20 protein-coding genes and 2 tRNA genes are annotated in these 20,861 nt (G+C 22.5%); 14 read left to right on the top strand and 8 right to left on the bottom strand.

The features are described from left to right. The first annotated feature begins 148 nt into the window (after positions 1 to 148). From priA to N3A58_01860, 4 genes are all read left to right on the top strand, one after another. The gene (gene priA, locus N3A58_01875; protein ID MCX8058146.1) at positions 149 to 2,236 is read left to right on the top strand and encodes a primosomal protein N'; all 2,088 of its coding nucleotides are present in this window, start codon (positions 149 to 151) and stop codon (positions 2,234 to 2,236) included. Continuing rightward, positions 2,233 to 3,525 carry a hypothetical protein gene (locus N3A58_01870; GenBank protein ID MCX8058145.1) on the top strand — a complete coding sequence of 431 codons (1,293 nt, stop codon included), beginning with the start codon at positions 2,233 to 2,235 and terminating at the stop codon, positions 3,523 to 3,525. Before priA ends, N3A58_01870 begins: the two co-directional genes overlap by 4 nt. Positions 3,526 to 3,962: 437 nt before the next feature. Then, positions 3,963 to 4,724, top strand: coding sequence for an SPOR domain-containing protein (locus tag N3A58_01865; GenBank protein ID MCX8058144.1), 762 nt, complete (start codon positions 3,963 to 3,965; stop codon positions 4,722 to 4,724). Between the two features lie 59 nt (positions 4,725 to 4,783). Then, a complete protein-coding gene (locus N3A58_01860) occupies positions 4,784 to 5,263 on the top strand; it encodes a YfcE family phosphodiesterase (GenBank protein ID MCX8058143.1) in 480 nt (159 codons plus the stop codon). A 117-nt stretch (positions 5,264 to 5,380) separates the two neighbouring features. On the opposite strand, the gene N3A58_01855 is transcribed toward N3A58_01860, so the two are convergent. Next, on the bottom strand, positions 5,381 to 5,905 hold the full coding sequence (locus tag N3A58_01855) for a hypothetical protein (protein MCX8058142.1): 525 nt from the start codon (positions 5,903 to 5,905) through the stop codon (positions 5,381 to 5,383). 287 nt (positions 5,906 to 6,192) lie between these two features. Here N3A58_01855 and N3A58_01850 point away from each other — a divergent pair, with 287 nt between their 5' ends. From N3A58_01850 to N3A58_01830, 5 genes are all read left to right on the top strand, one after another. Continuing rightward, positions 6,193 to 6,891 carry a hypothetical protein gene (locus N3A58_01850; GenBank protein MCX8058141.1) on the top strand — a complete coding sequence of 233 codons (699 nt, stop codon included), beginning with the start codon at positions 6,193 to 6,195 and terminating at the stop codon, positions 6,889 to 6,891. After that, positions 6,891 to 7,880, top strand: coding sequence for a Gfo/Idh/MocA family oxidoreductase (locus N3A58_01845; protein MCX8058140.1), 990 nt, complete (start codon positions 6,891 to 6,893; stop codon positions 7,878 to 7,880). Before N3A58_01850 ends, N3A58_01845 begins: the two co-directional genes overlap by 1 nt. A 44-nt stretch (positions 7,881 to 7,924) precedes the next feature. Further along, positions 7,925 to 8,815, top strand: a complete 891-nt coding sequence (locus N3A58_01840) for a bifunctional enoyl-CoA hydratase/phosphate acetyltransferase (GenBank protein MCX8058139.1) — start codon at positions 7,925 to 7,927, stop codon at positions 8,813 to 8,815. A gap of 158 nt (positions 8,816 to 8,973) precedes the next feature. Beyond that, positions 8,974 to 9,564, top strand: a complete 591-nt coding sequence (locus tag N3A58_01835; GenBank protein MCX8058138.1) for a hypothetical protein — start codon at positions 8,974 to 8,976, stop codon at positions 9,562 to 9,564. A 27-nt stretch (positions 9,565 to 9,591) separates the two neighbouring features. Then, positions 9,592 to 10,308 (top strand): HEAT repeat domain-containing protein, encoded by a 717-nt coding sequence (locus tag N3A58_01830; protein MCX8058137.1) that lies wholly within the window; start codon positions 9,592 to 9,594, stop codon positions 10,306 to 10,308. Positions 10,309 to 10,443: 135 nt separating this feature from the next. Here N3A58_01830 and N3A58_01825 read toward each other — a convergent pair whose 3' ends face one another. The 3 genes from N3A58_01825 to N3A58_01815 form a co-directional block, all read right to left on the bottom strand. Further along, complete coding sequence (locus N3A58_01825; protein MCX8058136.1) at positions 10,444 to 10,926, bottom strand: hypothetical protein; 483 nt, start codon at positions 10,924 to 10,926, stop codon at positions 10,444 to 10,446. 145 nt (positions 10,927 to 11,071) lie between these two features. Continuing rightward, the gene (locus N3A58_01820) at positions 11,072 to 12,115 is read right to left on the bottom strand and encodes an N-acetylneuraminate synthase family protein (protein MCX8058135.1); all 1,044 of its coding nucleotides are present in this window, start codon (positions 12,113 to 12,115) and stop codon (positions 11,072 to 11,074) included. A gap of 24 nt (positions 12,116 to 12,139) precedes the next feature. After that, positions 12,140 to 12,430 (bottom strand): hypothetical protein, encoded by a 291-nt coding sequence (locus N3A58_01815; protein MCX8058134.1) that lies wholly within the window; start codon positions 12,428 to 12,430, stop codon positions 12,140 to 12,142. Positions 12,431 to 12,597: 167 nt separating this feature from the next. On the opposite strand from N3A58_01815, the gene N3A58_01810 reads away from it, so the two are divergent. The 3 genes from N3A58_01810 (at position 12,598) to N3A58_01800 (ending at position 13,472) form a co-directional block, all read left to right on the top strand. Continuing rightward, entirely contained in the window at positions 12,598 to 13,068 is a 471-nt protein-coding gene (locus N3A58_01810) for a hypothetical protein (GenBank protein MCX8058133.1), read from the top strand. A gap of 54 nt (positions 13,069 to 13,122) precedes the next feature. Further along, positions 13,123 to 13,245, top strand: coding sequence for a hypothetical protein (locus N3A58_01805; GenBank protein MCX8058132.1), 123 nt, complete (start codon positions 13,123 to 13,125; stop codon positions 13,243 to 13,245). Positions 13,246 to 13,401: 156 nt separating this feature from the next. Continuing rightward, positions 13,402 to 13,472: transfer RNA gene (locus tag N3A58_01800), tRNA-Gln, on the top strand. A 4-nt stretch (positions 13,473 to 13,476) separates the two neighbouring features. On the opposite strand, the gene N3A58_01795 is transcribed toward N3A58_01800, so the two are convergent. Continuing rightward, positions 13,477 to 14,853, bottom strand: coding sequence for an SBBP repeat-containing protein (locus N3A58_01795; protein ID MCX8058131.1), 1,377 nt, complete (start codon positions 14,851 to 14,853; stop codon positions 13,477 to 13,479). Between the two features lie 214 nt (positions 14,854 to 15,067). Between N3A58_01795 and N3A58_01790 the strand changes: the two genes are divergently transcribed. Beyond that, positions 15,068 to 15,139, top strand: a tRNA-Glu gene (locus N3A58_01790). A gap of 8 nt (positions 15,140 to 15,147) precedes the next feature. Here the strand turns inward: N3A58_01790 and N3A58_01785 are convergent. Beyond that, positions 15,148 to 16,356 (bottom strand): RtcB family protein, encoded by a 1,209-nt coding sequence (locus N3A58_01785; protein MCX8058130.1) that lies wholly within the window; start codon positions 16,354 to 16,356, stop codon positions 15,148 to 15,150. 299 nt (positions 16,357 to 16,655) lie between these two features. Here N3A58_01785 and N3A58_01780 point away from each other — a divergent pair, with 299 nt between their 5' ends. Next, positions 16,656 to 17,714, top strand: coding sequence for a M23 family metallopeptidase (locus tag N3A58_01780; GenBank protein ID MCX8058129.1), 1,059 nt, complete (start codon positions 16,656 to 16,658; stop codon positions 17,712 to 17,714). 158 nt (positions 17,715 to 17,872) lie between these two features. Here the strand turns inward: N3A58_01780 and N3A58_01775 are convergent, their stop codons facing one another. Further along, positions 17,873 to 18,466 carry a hypothetical protein gene (locus N3A58_01775; protein ID MCX8058128.1) on the bottom strand — a complete coding sequence of 198 codons (594 nt, stop codon included), beginning with the start codon at positions 18,464 to 18,466 and terminating at the stop codon, positions 17,873 to 17,875. Positions 18,467 to 18,562: 96 nt separating this feature from the next. Next, positions 18,563 to 20,755, bottom strand: coding sequence for a D-ornithine 4,5-aminomutase subunit OraE (gene oraE, locus N3A58_01770; protein ID MCX8058127.1), 2,193 nt, complete (start codon positions 20,753 to 20,755; stop codon positions 18,563 to 18,565). Positions 20,756 to 20,861: the final 106 nt, after the last annotated feature.

The raw sequence follows: 20,861 nt of genomic DNA, 5'->3' as shown, positions 1-20,861 counted from the left end.
AAATTTTATATTTAAAAAAAATTAAAAATTATAAAATAAAATTAAAGAAAAAATATTTTAAATAAACAAAATTAATTAATTATATGGAAAATAAAAAATAAATAATAAATAATAAGTAATAAATAAAATAAATAATAAATTTAATAAGATGGATATTCCTATATATGTAAATGTTTATGTAAATTATCCTATTGATAAAAAATTATGCTATTTAGTAGAAAAATCTTTGTCGAGTGATAACTCTTCTCTTTTGTTTAAGAGAGTTATAGTTGATTTTAATAATAAGAAAACTTTAGGAATTATTGTAGAAGAAAATATTATACCTGAAGAAAAAATATTAACTAAAATTAAAAAAATTAAAAAAATATTAGATAAGGATAGTATAATAAGTTATAATCAATTAGAAATTGCGAAATGGATTAAAGAGAGTTATTTTTGTAGTATTGAAGAAGCACTATTTTTATTTATTCCAAAAGCAATTAAAAAAATTAATGTGAATCTAGATTCATTAATTTTAGAGAATTTTAGTAATAAAAAAAATGAGATTAATGAATTTGAACAATTAAAAATAAAATTAACTGATGAACAAGAGGATGTTTATAGAGAAATAATAAAATCTTTTGAAAAAAATAAATTTGATTTTTATTTACTTCATGGAGTAACAGGAAGTGGAAAAACGGAAGTTTATTTTAAGCTAATAGATTATCTTGCAAAAAAAGATTTTCAAACTGTTTTATTAATCCCTGAAATTTCTCTTACTCCCCAAATGATTAGTTTTTTTTATAAAAGACTTGGGAATATAGTTGCAGTAATTCATTCAAAATTGAAACCTGGTGAAAAACTTTACTTTTATGAAAAAATAAAAAATAATGAAGCTAAAGTCATTATTGGTCCAAGATCAGTTTTATTTTCCCCTTTTTCTAAATTAAAGGCTATCATAATTGATGAGGAACATGATGATTCTTATAAATCTAATTCAAAACCTAGATATAATGCAAAAAATTTAGCCTATTTTATAAGTAAAAAATATAATTGTGTTTTAATATTTGGTTCAGCTACTCCTTCTCTTGAAGCATATTATGAGGCAAAAAAAAATAATTTAAAACTTTTAACTCTTAAAAAAAGATATAATAATACCCCTCTTCCTGAAGTAGAAATTATAGATTTAAAAAAGGAAAATAAGATAGGAGATTTTTATTTAACTGAAAAGCTTATTAAAAATATAAAAAATACTCTTGAAAATAATGAGCAAATTATCCTTTTTATTAATAGAAGGGGTTTTTCATCAATTATTTTTTGCAAAGAATGTGGTAAAACGTTAATGTGTGATAATTGTTCAATTCCATTAAAATATCATAAAAATAAAAATAAATTGCTATGCCATTATTGTAATTTTGAAAAGCAAAATGTGACAAACTGTCCCTATTGTCAATCTCCAAATATTTCTTATTCAGGAATAGGAACTGAAAAAGTTGAAGAAATAATTAGAAATATATTTTCAAATTATAGGATAGAAAGATTTGACAGAGATTCAATAAAAGGTAGAACAACTTTTAAGAAAATAATAGAAAAGTTTTCTAATAAAGAAATTGATATATTAATTGGTACTCAAATGATTTCTAAAGGTCATCATTTTCCAAATGTTGGATTAGTTGGAATAATTAATGCAGATGTTTTTTTGAATTTTCCTGATTTTAGGGCTAATGAGAAAACTTTTCAATTATTAATTCAAGTTTCAGGAAGAGCTGGAAGAGGGGCGAAAGTTGGTAAAGTAATAATACAAACATTAAGACCAGAGCATTATGCAATATATTTTGTAAAAAAACATAATTTTTTTGAATTTTTTTGTCAAGAAATAAAAATAAGATATTCATTAAGATATCCTCCTTTTTCTAGAATTCTTAGAATAATAGTTCGCTCTCCAATAAAAGAAAAAGCTAAGAAATTTATAGATAAAATTGCTCTATTTATCTTACAAATTAAAGAAAATAATAAATATGTTCTAAATAAAAATAATTTTTCATTAGAAAAAGTTAAAATTAATAGTTACATAGATATAATTGGCCCAGCTCCAGCACCTATTGAAAAGATCGAAAGAAATTTTAGATATCATTTATTTATTAAATCTAATAATGTTGATATTTTAAAAAATTTTGGAAATTTAATAAATGAAATGTTTAAAAATCAAGATGATGTTTTTATTGAACTTGATATGGATCCGATAAGTATGCTATGAACTTAGTTTTTAATATTATTATTTATACCATTTATAACTTAATTTATTTAATACTATTTCCTTTTATTTTAATGATTTATTTATTTAATAATAATTTAAGATTTAATATATTCCAAAGATTTGGTTTTCTAAATTTAATAAAGGAAAAAAATTCTAAAAGAAAAAAAAGTGAAAAACATTTAAATAATATATTGATTCATTGTTCATCTGCTGGTGAAGCAAATTTAGGTTTTTCATTTTTTGGAGAAGGTTTTATTTATTCAGTTTTTAATAAAGCAGGCTATGATTATTTAAAAAATAAAAAATGTATTGTATATCCATTGCCTTTTGATTTTTTTATATTTATATTAGTTTTTTTAAAAAAATTAAAAATAAAAAAGTTGGTTTTAATTGAGCAAGAGGTGTGGCCTACTCTACTAATTTCCGCATACTTATTAAAAATTAAAGTATATATTTTTAATGGTATTATATATAATAGAAGTTATAAACAACAAAGATTAATTAAATTTTTGTATTCATTACTTTTTAATATTTCTGATAAAATATTTGTACAGTCTGAAAAAGATTTTGAAAGGTTTTTAAATCTTGGAACTAAAAAAGAAAAATTAGAAATTACAGGAAATTTAAAATTATTTTTTAATAATTTAAAATTTAGTTTAGATGAAAAAAAAGAAAAAATTTCAAAATTTATGAAACCTATAATTATTTTTAGCTCTTTTCATAATGATGAGTTTAATATTATAAAGGATATATATAATTTATATAAAAGTGATTTTTTATTTATAATAGCACCTAGATTTTTTAATGAACTTGGAAAATTAAATATTTTATTTGAAGAAAAAAATTTAATTTATTTATCAAGTTACACTTTTAATAAATGTAATAATATTAATGAAAATGAATTAATTCACATTTTGAGAAATTTAGAGAACAATAATATTCTTATTATTGATAAAATTGGATATTTAAGAGAGTTTTACAAATTTACTTATTTAGCTATAATTGGAGGTAGTTTTAATAATAAAGGGGGACAAAATTTTATTGAACCTATTGCTTATTTTAATTATTGCATTATAGGCCCTTCATATTATAATTTTGAATCTGTTTTTGAGATATTTAAAGATAAAACATTAATCAAAGTTGAGAATGAAAAGGAGTTGATAAATTTTATTTATGAATTAAGGAATTTAAATTTAAATGAAATAAGTACAAAATTAATAGAATCACAAAATTTAATATTAAACTATAGTGAAAGATTTAAAAATTTGAAAAAAATTATTTGTGAATAATTTGTGAACAAATTATATTCATTCTATATTTTCTAAATTTCAATGTTCAAATAATCTTAAGTGTCCAAATAACCTTAGAATTCAATAGTTTCACACTGTTTTATAATAAAAATTACTATAAAATTTATGTAAAAATTTATTATAAAATTGTTGTGAATAAATTGTTAATAAAAAATTTATATATAAATTTAAATTTTTGAAATAATTTTATATTTCATTTTTAATTAGTTATTTTATTTTTATGTTTTTTTATTTTTAAAATAAAATAAATTTTTTTGAAATTTAAAAATGTTAGCAAAATTATAAATATGGTTTGATTTAAAAATTAAAATAGATTTATATATTTAGCTTCTTATAAAAAGTTCGATAAAAAATTAAAGATTAAATATTAATTAAATTTCTTATTTTTTAGAATAAAAAAATAAAAAATAAAAAAGATGAGAAAAAACAAAATTTTAATTAATAATCAATTTGCTAAATATTGTGTTTTATTATTTTTATTATTATTTATTTTACTACATATATTATTTTCACAAACGAATGAAGTAAATGGCTTATCCAAATTATACGATTCTAGTTATATAGGTAAAAAATTCTCTTCAGGATATCTTTATAATCCTGAAGAACTTGTTGCTTCATCAAAATATTATGATTTATACTCATTACTTACAGTAGAAAATATTAATAATGGGAAAAAAACAATTGTAATAGTTATAGATAATAATTTACCCTTATCAAATGAAAAGGATATCTTATTATATCTTTCTAAAAGAGCTTTTGTGGAATTGGGTGAAATTAGTGGTAGTTTAATTCCAGTAAAAGTTTCTTTAATAAAAAAAATTTCAAAAAATGAAATAGAAAATCTTATTAAAAAACCTTCAATTGCTGAAGAAACAAAAAATTCGACTACTTCAAATATAAATGAAACATCCAAAAATTTAAATCAAAATAATGTAGAACAAAAAGAAAAAATATATTTTATTCAAGTTGGAGTTTTTTATGTTGAGGAAAATTATAAAAATGTTAAAAAAAATCTTGAATCTTATGGATTTAATGTTCATGTTAGGGAATCTATAATTAATAATAAAAAAGTTTTTAAAGTAGCAGTTGGACCCTATGATTATGATAAAGCAAAAGAGATATTAAAGATTCTTCAAAATATGGGTTTTAAAGATGCATTTATTGTAAAAAACTTTTAAATAAATTAAGGGATATTGATTTTTTTTTAATATGGTATATTTATTTTTTATATCTAATTATGAAAATCATAGTTTTATCAGATATTCATTATCCAACAAGATTGAAAGAGCTCCCTGATTTTAGTGTTTTATTAAAAAAAATTGATATGGTTTTTTGTCTTGGTGATATAGTTGATGTTGGAGTATTGGATTTAATTTCACTTGCCTGCCCAAATTTACATGTTGTTGCAGGAAACATGGATTTAGATGATATAAGAAATAGATTTCCCACAAGCAAAATATTAAGATTGATGGGTTATAAAATAGGGTTAACTCATGGTTGGGGGTCTCCTTTTGGAATAAGAAGAAGAATTTTAGCTTCGTTTGATGAAAAGCCAGATATTATATTTTTTGGACATACACATATTAAAGGTGACTATTTTGAAGATGGAATTAGATTTATTAACCCAGGAGCTTTTTGCTCCGGGGATTTTTTACTAGTAAATATCGATGTTAGAAGAGTAGATCTTGATTTTTTAAACTGGAAAGATATAGTTTAAAAAGAATAATATATTATTAAAATAAATGTTAATTAATTTAAAAATTAATTAGTAATTAAAATTAATTATTAATATAGTATAAATCAAAGCTGAAAAAATTTAAATTTAAGAAAAGTGCTATTTTAATAGATCAATTACATTAGCAGCATTATAATTTAAATTATATGATGTTGAATTTTGAATATATTGTGTAATTCTTTCTATATCCTTTTCAACATTTAGAGCGTTGCTATTTTCATTTGCCACCATATAAGAATTCAAATTATTCCTTATTTGTTGAGATTGAGTTTCGTATTCATTTAATAAAGAATTCAAATCTGTCTTTATCCTGGATAATTCATCTAAGTTAAATAAAGGCTTTGAGTTGAATGTAGCATTTTGTAAATCATTTAATGATAAGTTAGAATTTTGAAATTCATTTAATAAATTTTGTTTTTGTTGAATAATAGAATAATTTTCCTGCAATTGAAAAGAACCTTTGATTGAATTAACATTGTTCATAACATTATTAGTTAGATCTTCAAAATTGTTTAATTGATTTAGGCTAGATTGTTCAAATATAGGAGTCTTTTTGTCTATATTGTCTAATTTTTGAATTGTTGAATTAGAATTAATTGATGAAATATTATTATTAATTTTCATAAATCTACCTCCCTGTTTTATAAATTCCCCACTTTCTAAAATAATTATATTATATTATTTATTTTTGTCAATCAATTTATATTAATTTAAAAAAGTAAAATTAAAAAAAAAAATTTAAAAAAAATTTAATTGTGCTAATTAATTTGTAAATAATTTAATTAAATAGATTAAGAATTGTGATAAAAAAAAAATTCATTTTTATAAAAATTAAAATTTTTATATTAATTTTTATTTTTTTAATTGTTATTATTAGCTATTTTTATTTTAGGGTTAAAGATAAACAATTTTTGTTCGGAAATATTGAAAGTGATGATATTTTTAAAAAAAATAGAATATTAGTAGGATTAGTTTTTGAAAAGTATCCTTTTATTTATTTAAAGCTTGATAAATTAAAAAGTATTAGCAATGAAAATAAAAATAGTTTAGAGTATTTAATTGATGATTTTTTAGGTAAAGAAAAAGAAATTCTTCAAAATTTATTTCCTAATAAAATAGTAATAATAAAATTTATTAAAGAGGATGAAGATATAAAAAACTATGATTTAATTTGTGGTGGGATTATTAAATCAAAGATATCTGAAGATTATTTTTCAACAAATTTTTTTCCTTTAACTTATTATTCTGAAAAAATATTACTTCTTAAAAATAAGAATTCTAAGAATTTAAAATTTAATAAAATACTTCAAAATAAAATAGAATTTGGTGTTAAGCTTTATTCAATGACATTTTATTTTTTTGAAGAAATTATTAATATAAAGAAATTTTCTTTTTATGAAGATTTATTAAATAATTTGAATAATCAAAAGATAGAATATGCAGTAGTTGATTCATATGATTTAAGATACTATGATTTAAATAAATTTAGAAATATTGAAATATTAGATATAATTTATCAAGAAAATTATGTCATTTATTTTAATAACAAGTACCTAAAGAATAAAAATTTTATAGAAGAAAAACTAAAAAATTTTATAGGGGATTATTAATGGTAAAGATTGGAGTTATTGGTGTTGGCCATATGGGAGAATATCATACTAATATATTAAAATATCTTGATAAAATTGGGGATATAAAGTTTGTAGGAATATTTGATATTAATAAAAAAAGAATGAAAGAGATAAGCAATAAATATAATGTGAAATATTTTAATTCAGATGAAGAACTTTATAAAGAGGTAGATGCGATTATATGTGCAGTTTGGAGCACTGAACATTATAAAGTTGCAAAAAAGGCATTAGAATTTGATGTTAACATTTTAATAGAAAAACCATTTTCTCACCTTTATAATTTAGCTTATGAATTAGCAAATTTAGCAAAAAAGAAGAATTTAATTATACAAATTGGACATGTTGAGAGATTTAATGGAGCTATTGTTGAATTAAGAAAAAAGTATGTAAAAGAACCAATTTTAATTGAAGCTAGAAGATATGGCCTTTTTACAGAGAAAAAAAAGGATACTGGAGTTATATTAGATCTAATGATTCATGATATTGATATAATATTAAATATTGCAAATTCAGAAATTGTTGATTTTGATGCTTTTGCAACAAGTGTTTATACAGAATTTGAAGATATAGCAAATGCAATTTTCTATTTTAAAAATAATTGTATTGCTTCTGTAATTGCATCAAGGGCAAGTTATATAAAGAAGAGAACACTTGATATTGCTCAAAAGTCAAATTATATTTTTTTAAACTATGATACTCAAGAAATTGAAATATATAGAAAAAGTAATACTATCTTTGAAGTAGATCAAAAAGAGATACTTTATCATAGAGGAGCTTTTATAGAAAAAATATCTGTACATGTAGAAAATGCGTTGAAAGATGAAATTATTCATTTTATAAATTGTGTTGAAGGTAAAGAAAAACCATTGTTTCCTATTGAAAATGATTTAAATACCTTAATGTTAACACTTTCTGTAATAAAAAAAGCTTCTAAAAAAAGCAAGTTTAAGTTTGAAGTAGATATTTAGTTTTTTAAGTTAATTGGTTTTATATTAAAGTATGGAGGTTAAGGATGAAAAGGTTAGCTGATTTATTAGAAAAAACTCAAGAGAAAAAAGTTAAAGCAGTTATAGCTGGTTCCAATGATGAGCATGTTTTAGATGCTATAAAACAAGCAACATTAAAAAACTATATTGTTCCTGTTTTTATTGGAAATAAAGAAGAGACAATAAGTATTGCAAAACAGATTGATTTTGATATCTCAAGTTATGAATTAATTGATGAAAGTGAAGAAAACAAGATTGCTGAGTTAGCTATAAAAAAAGTTTGTGCGGAGGGAAAATCAATTCTTGTTAAAGGTTTAATTAATACTGGTATAATATTGAAATATGTTTTAGATAAACAATATGGATTAAATATAGGTAATACTTTAAGTCATGTTGCTATAATGGAAATTCCTGGTTTTGAAAAATTATACTTTATAACTGATGCTGCATTAAATATTGATCCCACACTTGAACAAAAAATTGACATTGTTAAAAATGCTGTAAAAGTTGCAAATTCTATAGGAATTGAGAATCCCAAAGTAGCTTTAATAGGAGCAAATGAAAAAGTATCATTAAAAATGAAAGCAACAACTGATGCTGCAATAATAACTAAGATGGCGGAAAGAGGGGAAATAAAGAATTGTATTATTGACGGACCACTTGCATTAGATATAGCTATTTCTTTAGAAGCATTAAAGATTAAAAAGGTTAGTTCTCCTATAAATGGAGATGCAGATATTCTAGTGGTTCCAGATATAGATGCTGGAAATGTCCTTTATAAATCTATTATTTATTTTGCAAAGGCAGAGACAGCTGGTATTATATGTGGAGCGAAAATTCCAGTTGTTGTTACATCAAGGTCTGATAGTGCTTTATCTAAACTATATTCTATTGTTCTTGCTACTTATTATCAATAATTCAGATAATTTTTATTTTATAAAATATATTTTTTAAAAATAATTATTTTATAATAAAATCTAATATTTAAAATAGGTGGATAAAAATTTAATAAAAATATTTGAAAAAAAAAATTTATATTTTATTATTTTTATAAATAAAAAAATTAGAAAAATCTATGAAAGTAATTAATTATACAAAAAAGAATTTAATAATATTAATTTTTATTATTTTAACTTTTAGTATTTTTATTAACTTTCTTAGTTGCTCACAGAAAAAAGAGGTAGTTAAAGAGGAAAAAAAAGAAGAGAAAAAAGAAGAAAAAGTTTCAATTTCAAATGTAGAAGTTGGTGATGTTTCATTTGAAAATGTTCCATCAAATATTGATGTTAATAAAATAAAACAAGAAATTGAAGATTTTTTTATAAACTATGAATTAATTGTTTTATCAAAAGATTTTGATTCATGGATTAAAGTTTTATCTCCAAAATATTATGAAACCTATAACAATCCAAATTTTTATAAAGAGAAAGGACTTACAATTTATGGTATTACAGATATAAAGTCTTATTTTTATAATGTTGTTTACCAATCAAGAATTAAACTAAATAATGGTCAACCATTAAGAATATTTAAAGTAATTTTCCATCCACAAAATATTAATAAAGCAAAGATATTTGTCCGATATGAAGATAAAATATTAACTTATTACTTTATAAAAATAGAAGGTAAATGGAAAATAGGGTTGAAAGAAGAGTACGAAGAGTAATAAATTTAACAACAGTTGGAGGATAAAATGAAAAAAAGCTTTCAATTTATAATAATTATTTTTTTAATTATTTCTTCATTAAACTATATAGTTTTTGCCCAACAACAGCAACAAAGCGGAAGTAATAATGATAAATATTCTACTGTAGCACCTGAAGATTTAACGTTGGAAGAATTATTTTTGGGTTTAAAAAATGTTCCTCTTGATTCTTTAGTTCCTATTGTTCAAGCAGGTGATGATCATGATCTACTGCTTATTGTTGTTCAAATGTTAGCGGCAAATAAATCAAAAGAAGCTATTGATCTATTAATAAAAATACTTGATATTGGGGTAAATAATGTAAAAGTTGAAAATGGTGTTATTGTAAATAACTTTTGGGATGTAAGAGTAGAAGCTGCATATGTTCTTGGTGAGTTAAAAGCGAAAGATGCTGTGCCCAAACTTATTGAAATTTTGCAAAAGGACAATGATCCTATTGTAAAAGCTTATATCGCTATGGCTTTAGGTAAGATAGGAGATAAAACTGTTGTCCCTGTATTAATTAATTTATTGCAGATTTATAAAAATGAATATAAATCATCAAATGCGCCTTTAATATATGGAATAATAGTAGCTTTAGGAGATTTAGGAGATCCTCAAGCCTATGGTGTTTTGCTTGAAGTTTCACAGGGGAATTTCCCTATGTATATAAGACAAATAGCAATTCAATCTATAAAAAAGATTCAAACAGGTGGTAAAAGTTAATAGATAATTAATAAAATTAAATAATAATAAATAATTATTTAAAATATTATTTATATATTTTTTAGTGATAATTGAATTAATTAAGCTATCATAGGTTAATTCTTATGATAGCTTTTTTATTTGTGATTAACAGTTTTATTTTTTTCTATATTTTTCTAATTCTTCTTCTAATTGATAATATTTTTCTGAAACTTTTTGAAGAAGTTCTGATAATTCTTGAAATTCATCATCTTTTCTTACCTTAAAAGAAACATTTTTCTTCCCTTCAAGTAATTCCTGGCAACTCTTTTTTAATCTGTAAATTGGTCCTGCCATTTTGTGAGAGTAGAATAAAGCATTTACAAAACTGATAGCTAAGGTTATTATTGATGAAATTAATACAATAGGTAAAACTAAAGAAATAGGTGAAATAAGTTCAGCTTTACCTTTAACTATTTTTTGAAATAAAACCGAATATTTGTTTTCACCAAATTCTGTAGTGAAAAAAGTATATAAAATAGTTATTGTAATACTTAATAATACTGAAAAAGATATAATTTCAAAATAAGATAGAATAAACCTATTTTGAAATTTTTTATCTATATAAAATTTTTTTCTTCTATTAGGTTTTTTTTCCATAGTAAATCCTTAATTTATATTTATTATTATTTAAATTGTTAAATAAAGACTAATTATTTTTTTTCTCCTTATATTATTTTATTAATATAAATTAGTTAGTCAACAAAATTTTTTTTTATAAAATATTAAATAAATTTTAAAAAAATTATTTTATATCATTCTTTATATCTAAAGGAGATAATATATCTTTGTTATTTTTTAATTTTTTATTTATTGCTCTTTTATAATTAAAAGCATCATTAAAAAAAAGATTAGGTCTTAAAGTTATAATATCATTATCATCTATTTTCTCATTTAATTGTTTATTTTTATTTAAATAGATTCCTTTCCTTGCATATTTTAATTCATTTTTTTCATTTTCTAATAAATTGAATTTTCCATCTCCATTTATAGAATCATATTTTAAAATAAAATTTTTAATAATTCTAAATTCATCTTCATTTGATGATATTGGGTTATCAGCTTGTTTAATTTCTCTTGAATCTGTAAAATGTTTTTCAATAAACTCTGGTTTGTATTTAAGTGATAAAAGAGGTATTTCAATTCCAATTGAGTGGTCTGAGAGACCAGTTTTAACTTTAAATTTTTTTCTTAAATATTCTATCCTACAAAGATTAAAGTTGTCAAAGTCAGCAGGATATTTAATTCTGCAATGAAGGAGTACTATATTATTTTTTATTTTCTTAAAAAATTTTAATAAAAAACTTATTTCACTATCTGAAGTAGCCCCAACAGAGATAAGAATTGGTATATTGAATTTTAATGATATTTTTAAATATTCTTCCAATAAAGGAACATCATTGACTTCTCCTGATGCAATTTTAAGAAATGATATATGTGAGAAAAGGTTTTTCTCAAATATTTTATAATAAAGATTTGAAATATTAATGATATCAATTTTTGAAAAAAATGAGATTCCAAATCTTATATTGTTTGTGATACAATAATTGATTGTTTTAATAAAGTCTTGATCATTTAAGAGCAATTTATCTATTTTATTATTAAAAATATCATTCAAATTTAATAATTTTTTATATTCATTAAAATTGAAGAGGTTTTCGCTTTTAAAATATTGAAATTTAATGTAATCAGCCCCTGAATTTATAGCTTTGTTTATTAAATTAATTGCTCTATTTATATCTCCACAGTGGTTAAGTCCAATTTCAGCTATTAGTTTAGTAGATATCATTATCAATATCCTATTAAGATTTAATTAAAAAATATTTTTGTTTTTTTCCAAAAACTCTTTTATTTTTATTTCTCTTTCCTCTTTTTTATCTATGATATTAAAAACTTTATATAATTTAGAATCTTTTGAGAGAAAGTAATAATCTTGTTCTGAGTTTTCTCTAATAAAAACTATAGACAAATTCTCGTTTTTATAAGGCAATACATAATAAGTTAAATTGCAGCATTCAACAAAATTATAACTATTAGTGTTTTGTTGATATATAAATTTATGAAGTTTATTCAAACAACAACTTTTATAACTTATTTTAGCCATACATTTTCCCTAATTTATTTTATCAAAAAAAATAATTTTATCAATTTTTTAAATAAATAACTTTTTGAATTATTTTGAAAATAGTTTAAATTTGTTTATATTTTAATAAAGTTGTCTATTATATAATTTATTATTATAATTTTATTAAAATTAAAGAGAAGATTATTTTGGAAAGATATTTTATAATATTAGTTTGTTTCCTTTATATCATTTATGCAATAATAAGAATAAAGGTTGAACAATTAAGTAAAAAGAAGAAAGTTTTAGATGATTATTTAATAAGGTTTGGGGAAGTAGTAAGATTAGATAAAATAATCTTAAAAGTTTTGACAGTTTTAGAAATTATAATTCTATTTTTGCTTCTATTAAAAATTAAATTTATTATTTATTTTAATTTTTTTACCTTTATTATATTTAGAATTATTGGTGTTTTACTATCTCTTTTTGGTTTGTTTTTAATTTGTATTTCAAGTGTTATACTTAATGGAGAGTATTCATCGGTTATAGAAGTAAAGAAAGAACATAGAGTAGTAAAAAAAGGTCCTTACAATATTAGACATCCCATTTATATTGGTTTTATATTTTTTCATTTTGGAATCTCAATAATTCTTTCAAATTATATTGTTTATTTTGTATAGTTATTTGGTCTAACTATACTGTTGATATATAGAAGACCAAAAGAGGAAAAAATATTGTGTGAGTATCTAGGAAGAGAATATTTAGAATATAAAAATGAAACAGGTTTATTTTTTCCTAAAATAAAAATTATAAAAAATAACATTGGATTAAAAAATTCAATAAAAGAGGAAGCATAAAATAAGAATCTTGACAATTTTAAAAGGTTTGTTAATTTCTAATGGTTATTAGAATTAAATACTCAATAAAAATTAAATTTATAAATAAAGTTATAATGATATATAAAAAATAGTCTACAATAGATTTTATAATAAATTAGTAATTAAATTATATATTGCGGGTTAGTGTAATGGCAGCACGACAGACTCTGGATCTGTTTGTGAGGGTTCGAATCCTTCACCCGCAGTTTTTTATTTTAAATTTATTTCATTTGTTAAAAAAAAGTCAATATTTCCAATTTTTGGGAAATTACGATAACCATTGTTTGAATTTCCCAGGATTAATAAATTATCGAATCTATCAAAAAGAAGAGTATTTAATTCTAATATAGCATTTGGTTGTTCTAAAACTTTAATATCTTTAAAATTACCTTCACTTGAAAAAATTATTATAAAAAGATCTCTATTGCCTTTTAATGTAATAGTTCCAAACTGAGTTTCAATAATATTTCCTTCAAATGTTCCTCCTAAAAACAAAAACCCTAGTTTTGATTTACTAATTGTTTTTGGTAAAAGTATAGAAGAATTTCCCCCCAATGATATAGTAAATATTCTTGTGCCACTATCTGTATATTTTAATATTACAGTGTCAATAAGTCCTTTTTTAGAAATTCCATTTAAATTTCCAGTTGTTCCTCCAAAAACATAAATATTTCCTTTATTATCAGATAATATATTTATTCCCCAAGTATTTGAATTTGGTGCACCATTTAAAATAGTAAAAATTTGATTTCCGTTTTGATCATATTTAATAAGGAATAAATCTTCATATCCATTTTTTATCTTATCATTTAAATTTCCTTTAGTTGATCCAGTAATATAAATATAATTATTATTATCAATTGTCATTTCATTTCCATAAGTTTCACTATTTTTAACTCCAAAAATTCTAGTCCATAAAAGATTTCCATTATTATCTAACTTTATTAGAAAACCATCTTGAATACCATTAATTATTTGGCCATTAAAAGAATTGTAAGTATAGCCTGTAATATAAATATTGTCATATGATTCTATTTTAATATCAGAAGCATGCAAAAAACCATTTGGAGAACCAATAATCTTAGTAAATATTGGATTTAAAGATTCATCAAGTTTTAGAATAAATATATCTTGAAATCCAATTTTATTTTGAAAATTAAAGTTACCTTGGGTTATTCCGCAAATAAAGTAGTTACCTTTACTATCTGCAATAATTGATGAAACACTTATATTTGAAGATTCACAATTGAATCGTTTAACTACTAAAGGAGGTTCATTTAAATTTGAGTCATATTTTAATACAAAAACATCTTTAGTTCCAATTAATCCATAACCATATAAAACACCATCTGAAGTTCCAACAACTATTATATCATTGTTTTTATCAATGATGCATTTATTTGCAATTGTAGAATTTGCAGAATTACCTACCAGAATAGTTTTTGGATTTACAATAGAAAAACTATTTTGTAATGGTTGATGACATGATAAAATAGAAAAAAGATAAAATAAAAGTAAGATATAAATAAAATATTTTTTATAATAACTTAATCTAAATATTTTAAAAAAATTTATTTTAAATTTCATAAACTTAATCCTTTAATTTAATTATAGAATATAAATAAAATATAATCAAATTTTTATCTAAAAAAAATTAAATGAAAATAAGTTATATAGAGGAATATTATATAGTTTAAAAATATTTTAATATTAAAAATTGAATATTTAAAAAATCTTATTTTAAAAGTTGAATTATTTTTAAAAAATGATAAAAAAGTATAGAAATTATAATATATATTGAGGCCTATTCGTCTAGGGGTTAGGACATAGCCCTCTCACGGCTAAGACAGGGGTTCAAATCCCCTATAGGCTGATTTATTATTATTCTGGAGCTTTAAAATTATAGATTGGTTTTATTATTTTTTCAATTTCTACTGTTTCAGTAATATTTTTTATTATTTCGTCTATTCCTTTATAAGCAAAAGGGGCTTCATCGAGAGTATCTCTATTGATTGTAGTTGAATATATTCCTTTCATAGTTTCTTTGAATTCTTCTAAAGAAAGCTTTTTCTTTGCTTCATTTCTGGACATTATTCTACCTGCACCATGAGGAGCTGAAAAATTCCAATCAGAATTACCTTTACCTATTGATATTAAACTCCCATCTCTCATATTTATTGGAATTAATATTTTTTCTCCTTTGTATGCTGATACAGCCCCTTTTCTAATAATATTATCTTTGAAATTAATGTAATTGTGAATTGTTTCAAAATGGTCAATCTTTTTAAATTCTACATCTAAAAATTCTAATATTCTCGAAGCAATTATAAATCTATTTACTTTAGCAAAAACTTGAGCAATTTTCATATCAAATAGATAATTTTCTTTTTTTTCATCTTCTAGGAATGAAAGAGAACTGCTAACTTTATAGCCTTTTTTTTGACAATATTTTTTTGCAATATCTTGATGATAATTTGCAATTTGCCATCCAAAATGTCTTGAACCTGTGTGAATTACTAAAAAATAGTTTTCTTTATCATCCTTATCAACTTCTATAAAATGATTTCCACCACCTAAAGAACCTAGTGATCTTAGTTGTTCTTCAGGAGAAATTCCGATTTTAATTGAAATGTTTTCTATCTGATTAACAAAATCATCTAATTTGTTAATTTTTATGTTTGTATTCTCAAAAGAATTGGTTAATATTTTTTCAATATATGGATCTTCATTTTTAATTCTTGTATCAATTGTTTTATTTTTATCAAATCCATGTGGAATATTTTTTTTTATAAAATTATCAAGCTTTTCAAAATCAAGATTTATTTTATTACCTATATTTAATGTTAACATGCCACAACCAATATCAACTCCAACTAAATTAGGAATTACATATTTATTTAGTGTCATAGTAAGTCCTATAACACATCCAGCACCAGCATGAACATCAGGCATTATAGCAATTTTGCAATCTTTAAAAAACTCTAAGTTGACAAGAGCTTTAATTTGATCAATAGCTGAATTATCAATATTTTTAGTATAAACAATAGCAATATTATATTTACCTTCTATTTTTAGGTAGTTTGTACTCATAGTTTTAATATTTTGGATTTATTCTGCTAATTTATTTTATAACTCTATATAAATTATAATTAAACATATTAAAATATTCAAATTAAAATTTTAAAAATTGAAATTAATTTGGGACAAATTAGTTTTAATTTTTAAATATAAAAACAAAATTTATCGATATTTATTGAAAAATATATAAAAAAGATATAATATATTTATATAAATTTTATATAATTGATGTAGAATTAAACAGTAAATGTAAAAAATAAAATTTTTGATAAATATAAAATATATTATTTTAAAAAATCAAAAAAATAGCTATGAATAAAATAAAAACTGTTTTATTACTATTAATATTTGTTATTATTATTATATTAAATTTTAATATTACCTATTCTGATTCAATTGATCTTTTAAACTATAAAGATAAAAGCAATAATACTGTTTATTTTTTTTCAAAAGATTTTCAACCTGGTAAACCACATTTTTTTCTTGTTTATTCAAAAGATAAAGAATTTTTAAATAATATAATTGTTGATTATGCAAAGTTTTATTTTATGAAATTATTTGAAAACAATAACTGGTATTTATGTTTTTATTCTATAAATGTCCCCTATAAAAATTTAAATTTAGAATTAAAAATTATAGAGAAGAGTTCGAAAAAGATCTTATTTAAATATATCTATATTTTGCCTGAAAAAGAAAAAAAGGATGAAAAGAAATATAGCACTACAATAAAGGCTACTCAAAATATGGTAAATCTATCTCAACAAAAAGATATTTCTATTCTAGAAAGAGAATTTTTTCAAAAAATTTATACTAAAGTTATAGAAGAGAAATATTTTATTTTACCATTTAGTTATCCTCTTGAAAAAAACATTATTACGTCTCCATTTGGGTTAGCAAGAGCTTATAAAGATTCAAATGGCAATATTTATAAAATTTCTTATCATTATGGAGTAGATTTTAAAGGTAAAGAAGGAGATAAAGTATATGCTACGAATAATGGTTATATAAGATTTGCTGGTTTTAAAGATATAAGGGGAAACTGTATAGTAATAGATCATGGATATGGAATATATTCAACCTATTTTCATTTAAGTAAAATTGTTGTAAATGATGGAAGTTTTGTAAAAAAAGGCACATATATTGGGGAAGTTGGAGCTACAGGTTCTGCCACTGGGCCTCATCTACATTACGAACTAAGAATTAACAATGTTCTTGTTGATGGAGTAGAAATAATAAAAATTTATAATCAAATACTTAAAATAATTAAAAATTTTGATACAGAGAAAATGATATTGAATTTAAAAAGTTATACTGAGGTAGAAAATATTTTAGAAGAAGAAATTATTAATGAAGAAAACAATGATAATTAATAAATTATTTTTAAAATATCTAATTTAACAAGATATTTTAACTTCGAATAGATAAAAAGTAGATTTTAGTAAATTTAACAATTATATAAAAAAAAGTAAAAATTTAGTTCTATAAAAAATTCCAGGAGTAAAGGTTTTCCTTTACTCCTATTTTTTATTTAATTTTTAGATTTATATCTATAATAGAACAAAATAGAAAAAAATATTATTAATATAGATGATGAAAATAAGCCTATTAAAAAAGATTTTAAAATTTGGATTAAATTAAACTGATTTGATGAATTTCTAATAATGTTATAAATTATTGAAAAAATAAAATTTGAAATTATATAAATAATTTTCCCAGCTATTGAAGAAATAAAAATAAAAATGAATGAAAATAAAAATTTATTTTTTAATTTTGAATTATAAAAATATTTTTTAAAAAGAAGATCAGCTATTAAAGAGTAAGTAGCAAGTTCTAAAGAGATAAAAATTAAAATTGGGAAAATAGGTCTACCTGAAATAAAAAATGAGAATAGAGGTGCAAAAATTGCAACAGGTAAAGTAATTTCCCACCCAAATATTAATGTAAAAAAGTAAATAAGCCAATGAAGAGGAAGTATAGCAAAAACAGGTAAGTTTAAAAGATGAAATAATGATGTTATTAAGTAGGAAAGAACAGTAAGTAAAATAATTGTAGAAATTAATAATAGTTTGTTTAATTTTATTTTTTGAACAAAATAAAAATCTTTACTACTAAGTTCTGCCATTTTTATATCCTTATTTTTAATTTTAAAATTAATGTTTTATATAAAATTAAATATTAATGTAGGTAAAATATTAATATTAATAAAGATATATGATTATTATTTTTTTATTCCTTTAAGTTTTTTAACTATAAAATTAGCAACATCTATTCCATGAGTTCCTCTTCCAAATCCTGCATCCAATCCACACTCTTTTGCTATTTCATCTGTAACTTGAGTTCCTCCTCCTATTAATAATATCTTATTTCTAATTCCTTTTTCTCTACAAATTGAATCAAGCTTTTTCATATTTATTCTATGAACATCACCATGAGTAATTATGGTAGAAGCAAGTATTGCACAAGCACCAACCTCTATCGCTGCATCTACGAGTTTCTCAACTGGTACAGAGGTGCCAAGATAATAGCATTTAAATCCCCACTTTTCAATTCCTCCATGTTTAATGTCTAAAATTTCTTGCATTCCTACAGAATGCTCATCTTCCCCAACAGTTGCACCAACAACTTTTAAATCATGTTTTTTAACAAATTCCTCTATTTCACTATCGCTTAAATATTCTTCTTTTTCTGGAATCTTAATATCAGATAAATTAATTGAAGCATTAAGTTTTCCTTTTACTAAGAAAGCAGAAGCTTCAGCTGGATGAAGAACTCTTTTGTGAATTATTTGAGGATCTTCAAGATTCATTTTCTTTGCAAACTCAAGTGCAGCAACCTCTGCTGCTTCATAAAAGGTTGGAATAACCATTTCTACTGTAACTATACCATCCCCATGCCATTCAGCTTCAGGCTTAATGATACCTTTTTCTTCATCTTCTAAATATTTTTTAATTCTTTTTTCAACATTATCTTCAGGATCCAATTCATCTATGAATTGAATTTTTTCGGGTTTACATAATGTACATCCATCTATAGCATCGCAAGCTTTTTTGTATTTTGAGGGAATATTATTATTTCCAAAATGAGAACATACAGGAGCAAAATAATCAGGTTTTCTTTCAACTATAGAATTTGCAGCCACACCTCCATCTTTTTCTCTTACAATTCCATCACCATTCCTTTCTGGATAATACCCAGAATCGACAAAATATCCTTTTGATACTGCTTCAAAATATCCACCAACCTCAATTATTTCTTCTAAAAATAAAACAGCTCTTTCTTTTAGTTCTCTAACCATTTTCCCAAGAGGGCCATCCATATCGAGTTTTACTAATTTTTTTATACCATCAAGAGAGTTAAAAACCTGTTTTGTTCCATCTACAGCTCTTATATTATTAATATGCCATGGAACATTTCTTCCTTCATCAGGAGTAATAGTAGACTGAATATCTGCTGATGTTAAAGCTGATATTAAAGTATCAATAACATGTGTAATAGTAGCTTCATCAGTATCAGATTCAACATATCTTGTATTTTGTTGAGCTCTGAATTTAAAATCAGAAAACAAATCTCTCAGAGCTACAGCATAAGGTAAATCGTACCAAATTTTTGGAGCTGGTGCAGCTGTTGGTGGCACAGTTGATAGACCAATGTTTGAAGGATTCATCCCTACCTTTACAGAATAAAGAGAATTTATTGCATGTTGAACCATAAGTTCAGGTCTAACATTCCAAGCTTTTTTTGCTGTAGCATTTGCATTATGTGCTCCATCAATTTGAAAAATATGTGCATCTGCCATAATTTTTTTAGCTTCTGCAGCATCTACAAAAGATCTAAACATGTTTATATTTCTATATAAAACATTGTATTGTGGGTCTTGGTGAGCACCTGCAATACCTTCTTCAGCATACATAACTGCAATTTCTGGTCCTGCAACACCTGAAACATAAGAGTGGAAATTTATGGGTCTACCAACTTCTTCTTCAATTAATTCTAAAGCTTTTTTAGTAGCTCTTACTTGTTTTCTTGTAATTGGAACACCTCCAATACCTTCAGGTGTTCCTTCAATTAATCCATCAATGTGTGATTGTCCTGTTGTTCTGATAACCATAATATGATCAGCCCCATGCCATGCTGCCATTCTCATTCTTCTTATGTCATCTTCAAATCTTCCAGAAGCTATTTCTGTAGTTATTATTGGTTTTGGTTGTGGATCAATATTCCCGAAATATTTAGCTGCAGGGAGAGGTATGGATTTTTTTAAAGGTGTGGAGTGATCATAATATGTGTGTTCACCATACTTTATAGATTCTGGTTTTTCTCTCCACACCCAACCTCTTTTTTTTGCTCTAAAATTTTTTAAATCTGAAAGTATATATTTAAAATCTAATTTCTTTTTTGGATCTAATTTCATATAATACTCCTTAATTTATACTAAAATTTCATAAAAATTATTTCATATAAATTTATTTTTATCATAAATTTATCCAAAAATTATAATAAAAAATCTATTTAATATA

This window comes from Spirochaetota bacterium (assembly GCA_026415295.1).
Classification (GTDB): Bacteria; Spirochaetota; JAAYUW01; order JAAYUW01; family JAOAHJ01; genus JAOAHJ01.
This window is presented reverse-complemented; position numbering and strand designations above follow the sequence as displayed.

What these genes read in the sequence shown, in the direction of transcription:
- N3A58_01860 (MCX8058143.1), top strand. Translation starts at nt 4,784, where the DNA reads ATGAAAATCATAGTTTTATCAGATATTCATTATCCAACAAGATTGAAA.
- N3A58_01845 (MCX8058140.1), top strand. Translation starts at nt 6,891, where the DNA reads ATGGTAAAGATTGGAGTTATTGGTGTTGGCCATATGGGAGAATATCAT.
- N3A58_01785 (MCX8058130.1), bottom strand. Translation starts at nt 16,356, where the DNA reads ATGAGTACAAACTACCTAAAAATAGAAGGTAAATATAATATTGCTATT.
- N3A58_01775 (MCX8058128.1), bottom strand. Translation starts at nt 18,466, where the DNA reads ATGGCAGAACTTAGTAGTAAAGATTTTTATTTTGTTCAAAAAATAAAA.
- N3A58_01830 (MCX8058137.1), top strand. Translation starts at nt 9,592, where the DNA reads ATGAAAAAAAGCTTTCAATTTATAATAATTATTTTTTTAATTATTTCT.
- N3A58_01820 (MCX8058135.1), bottom strand. Translation starts at nt 12,115, where the DNA reads ATGATATCTACTAAACTAATAGCTGAAATTGGACTTAACCACTGTGGA.
- N3A58_01835 (MCX8058138.1), top strand. Translation starts at nt 8,974, where the DNA reads ATGAAAGTAATTAATTATACAAAAAAGAATTTAATAATATTAATTTTT.
- N3A58_01825 (MCX8058136.1), bottom strand. Translation starts at nt 10,926, where the DNA reads ATGGAAAAAAAACCTAATAGAAGAAAAAAATTTTATATAGATAAAAAA.
- N3A58_01780 (MCX8058129.1), top strand. Translation starts at nt 16,656, where the DNA reads ATGAATAAAATAAAAACTGTTTTATTACTATTAATATTTGTTATTATT.
- N3A58_01840 (MCX8058139.1), top strand. Translation starts at nt 7,925, where the DNA reads ATGAAAAGGTTAGCTGATTTATTAGAAAAAACTCAAGAGAAAAAAGTT.
- N3A58_01795 (MCX8058131.1), bottom strand. Translation starts at nt 14,853, where the DNA reads ATGAAATTTAAAATAAATTTTTTTAAAATATTTAGATTAAGTTATTAT.
- N3A58_01815 (MCX8058134.1), bottom strand. Translation starts at nt 12,430, where the DNA reads ATGGCTAAAATAAGTTATAAAAGTTGTTGTTTGAATAAACTTCATAAA.
- priA (MCX8058146.1), top strand. Translation starts at nt 149, where the DNA reads ATGGATATTCCTATATATGTAAATGTTTATGTAAATTATCCTATTGAT.
- N3A58_01870 (MCX8058145.1), top strand. Translation starts at nt 2,233, where the DNA reads ATGAACTTAGTTTTTAATATTATTATTTATACCATTTATAACTTAATT.
- N3A58_01855 (MCX8058142.1), bottom strand. Translation starts at nt 5,905, where the DNA reads ATGAAAATTAATAATAATATTTCATCAATTAATTCTAATTCAACAATT.
- N3A58_01865 (MCX8058144.1), top strand. Translation starts at nt 3,963, where the DNA reads ATGAGAAAAAACAAAATTTTAATTAATAATCAATTTGCTAAATATTGT.
- oraE (MCX8058127.1), bottom strand. Translation starts at nt 20,755, where the DNA reads ATGAAATTAGATCCAAAAAAGAAATTAGATTTTAAATATATACTTTCA.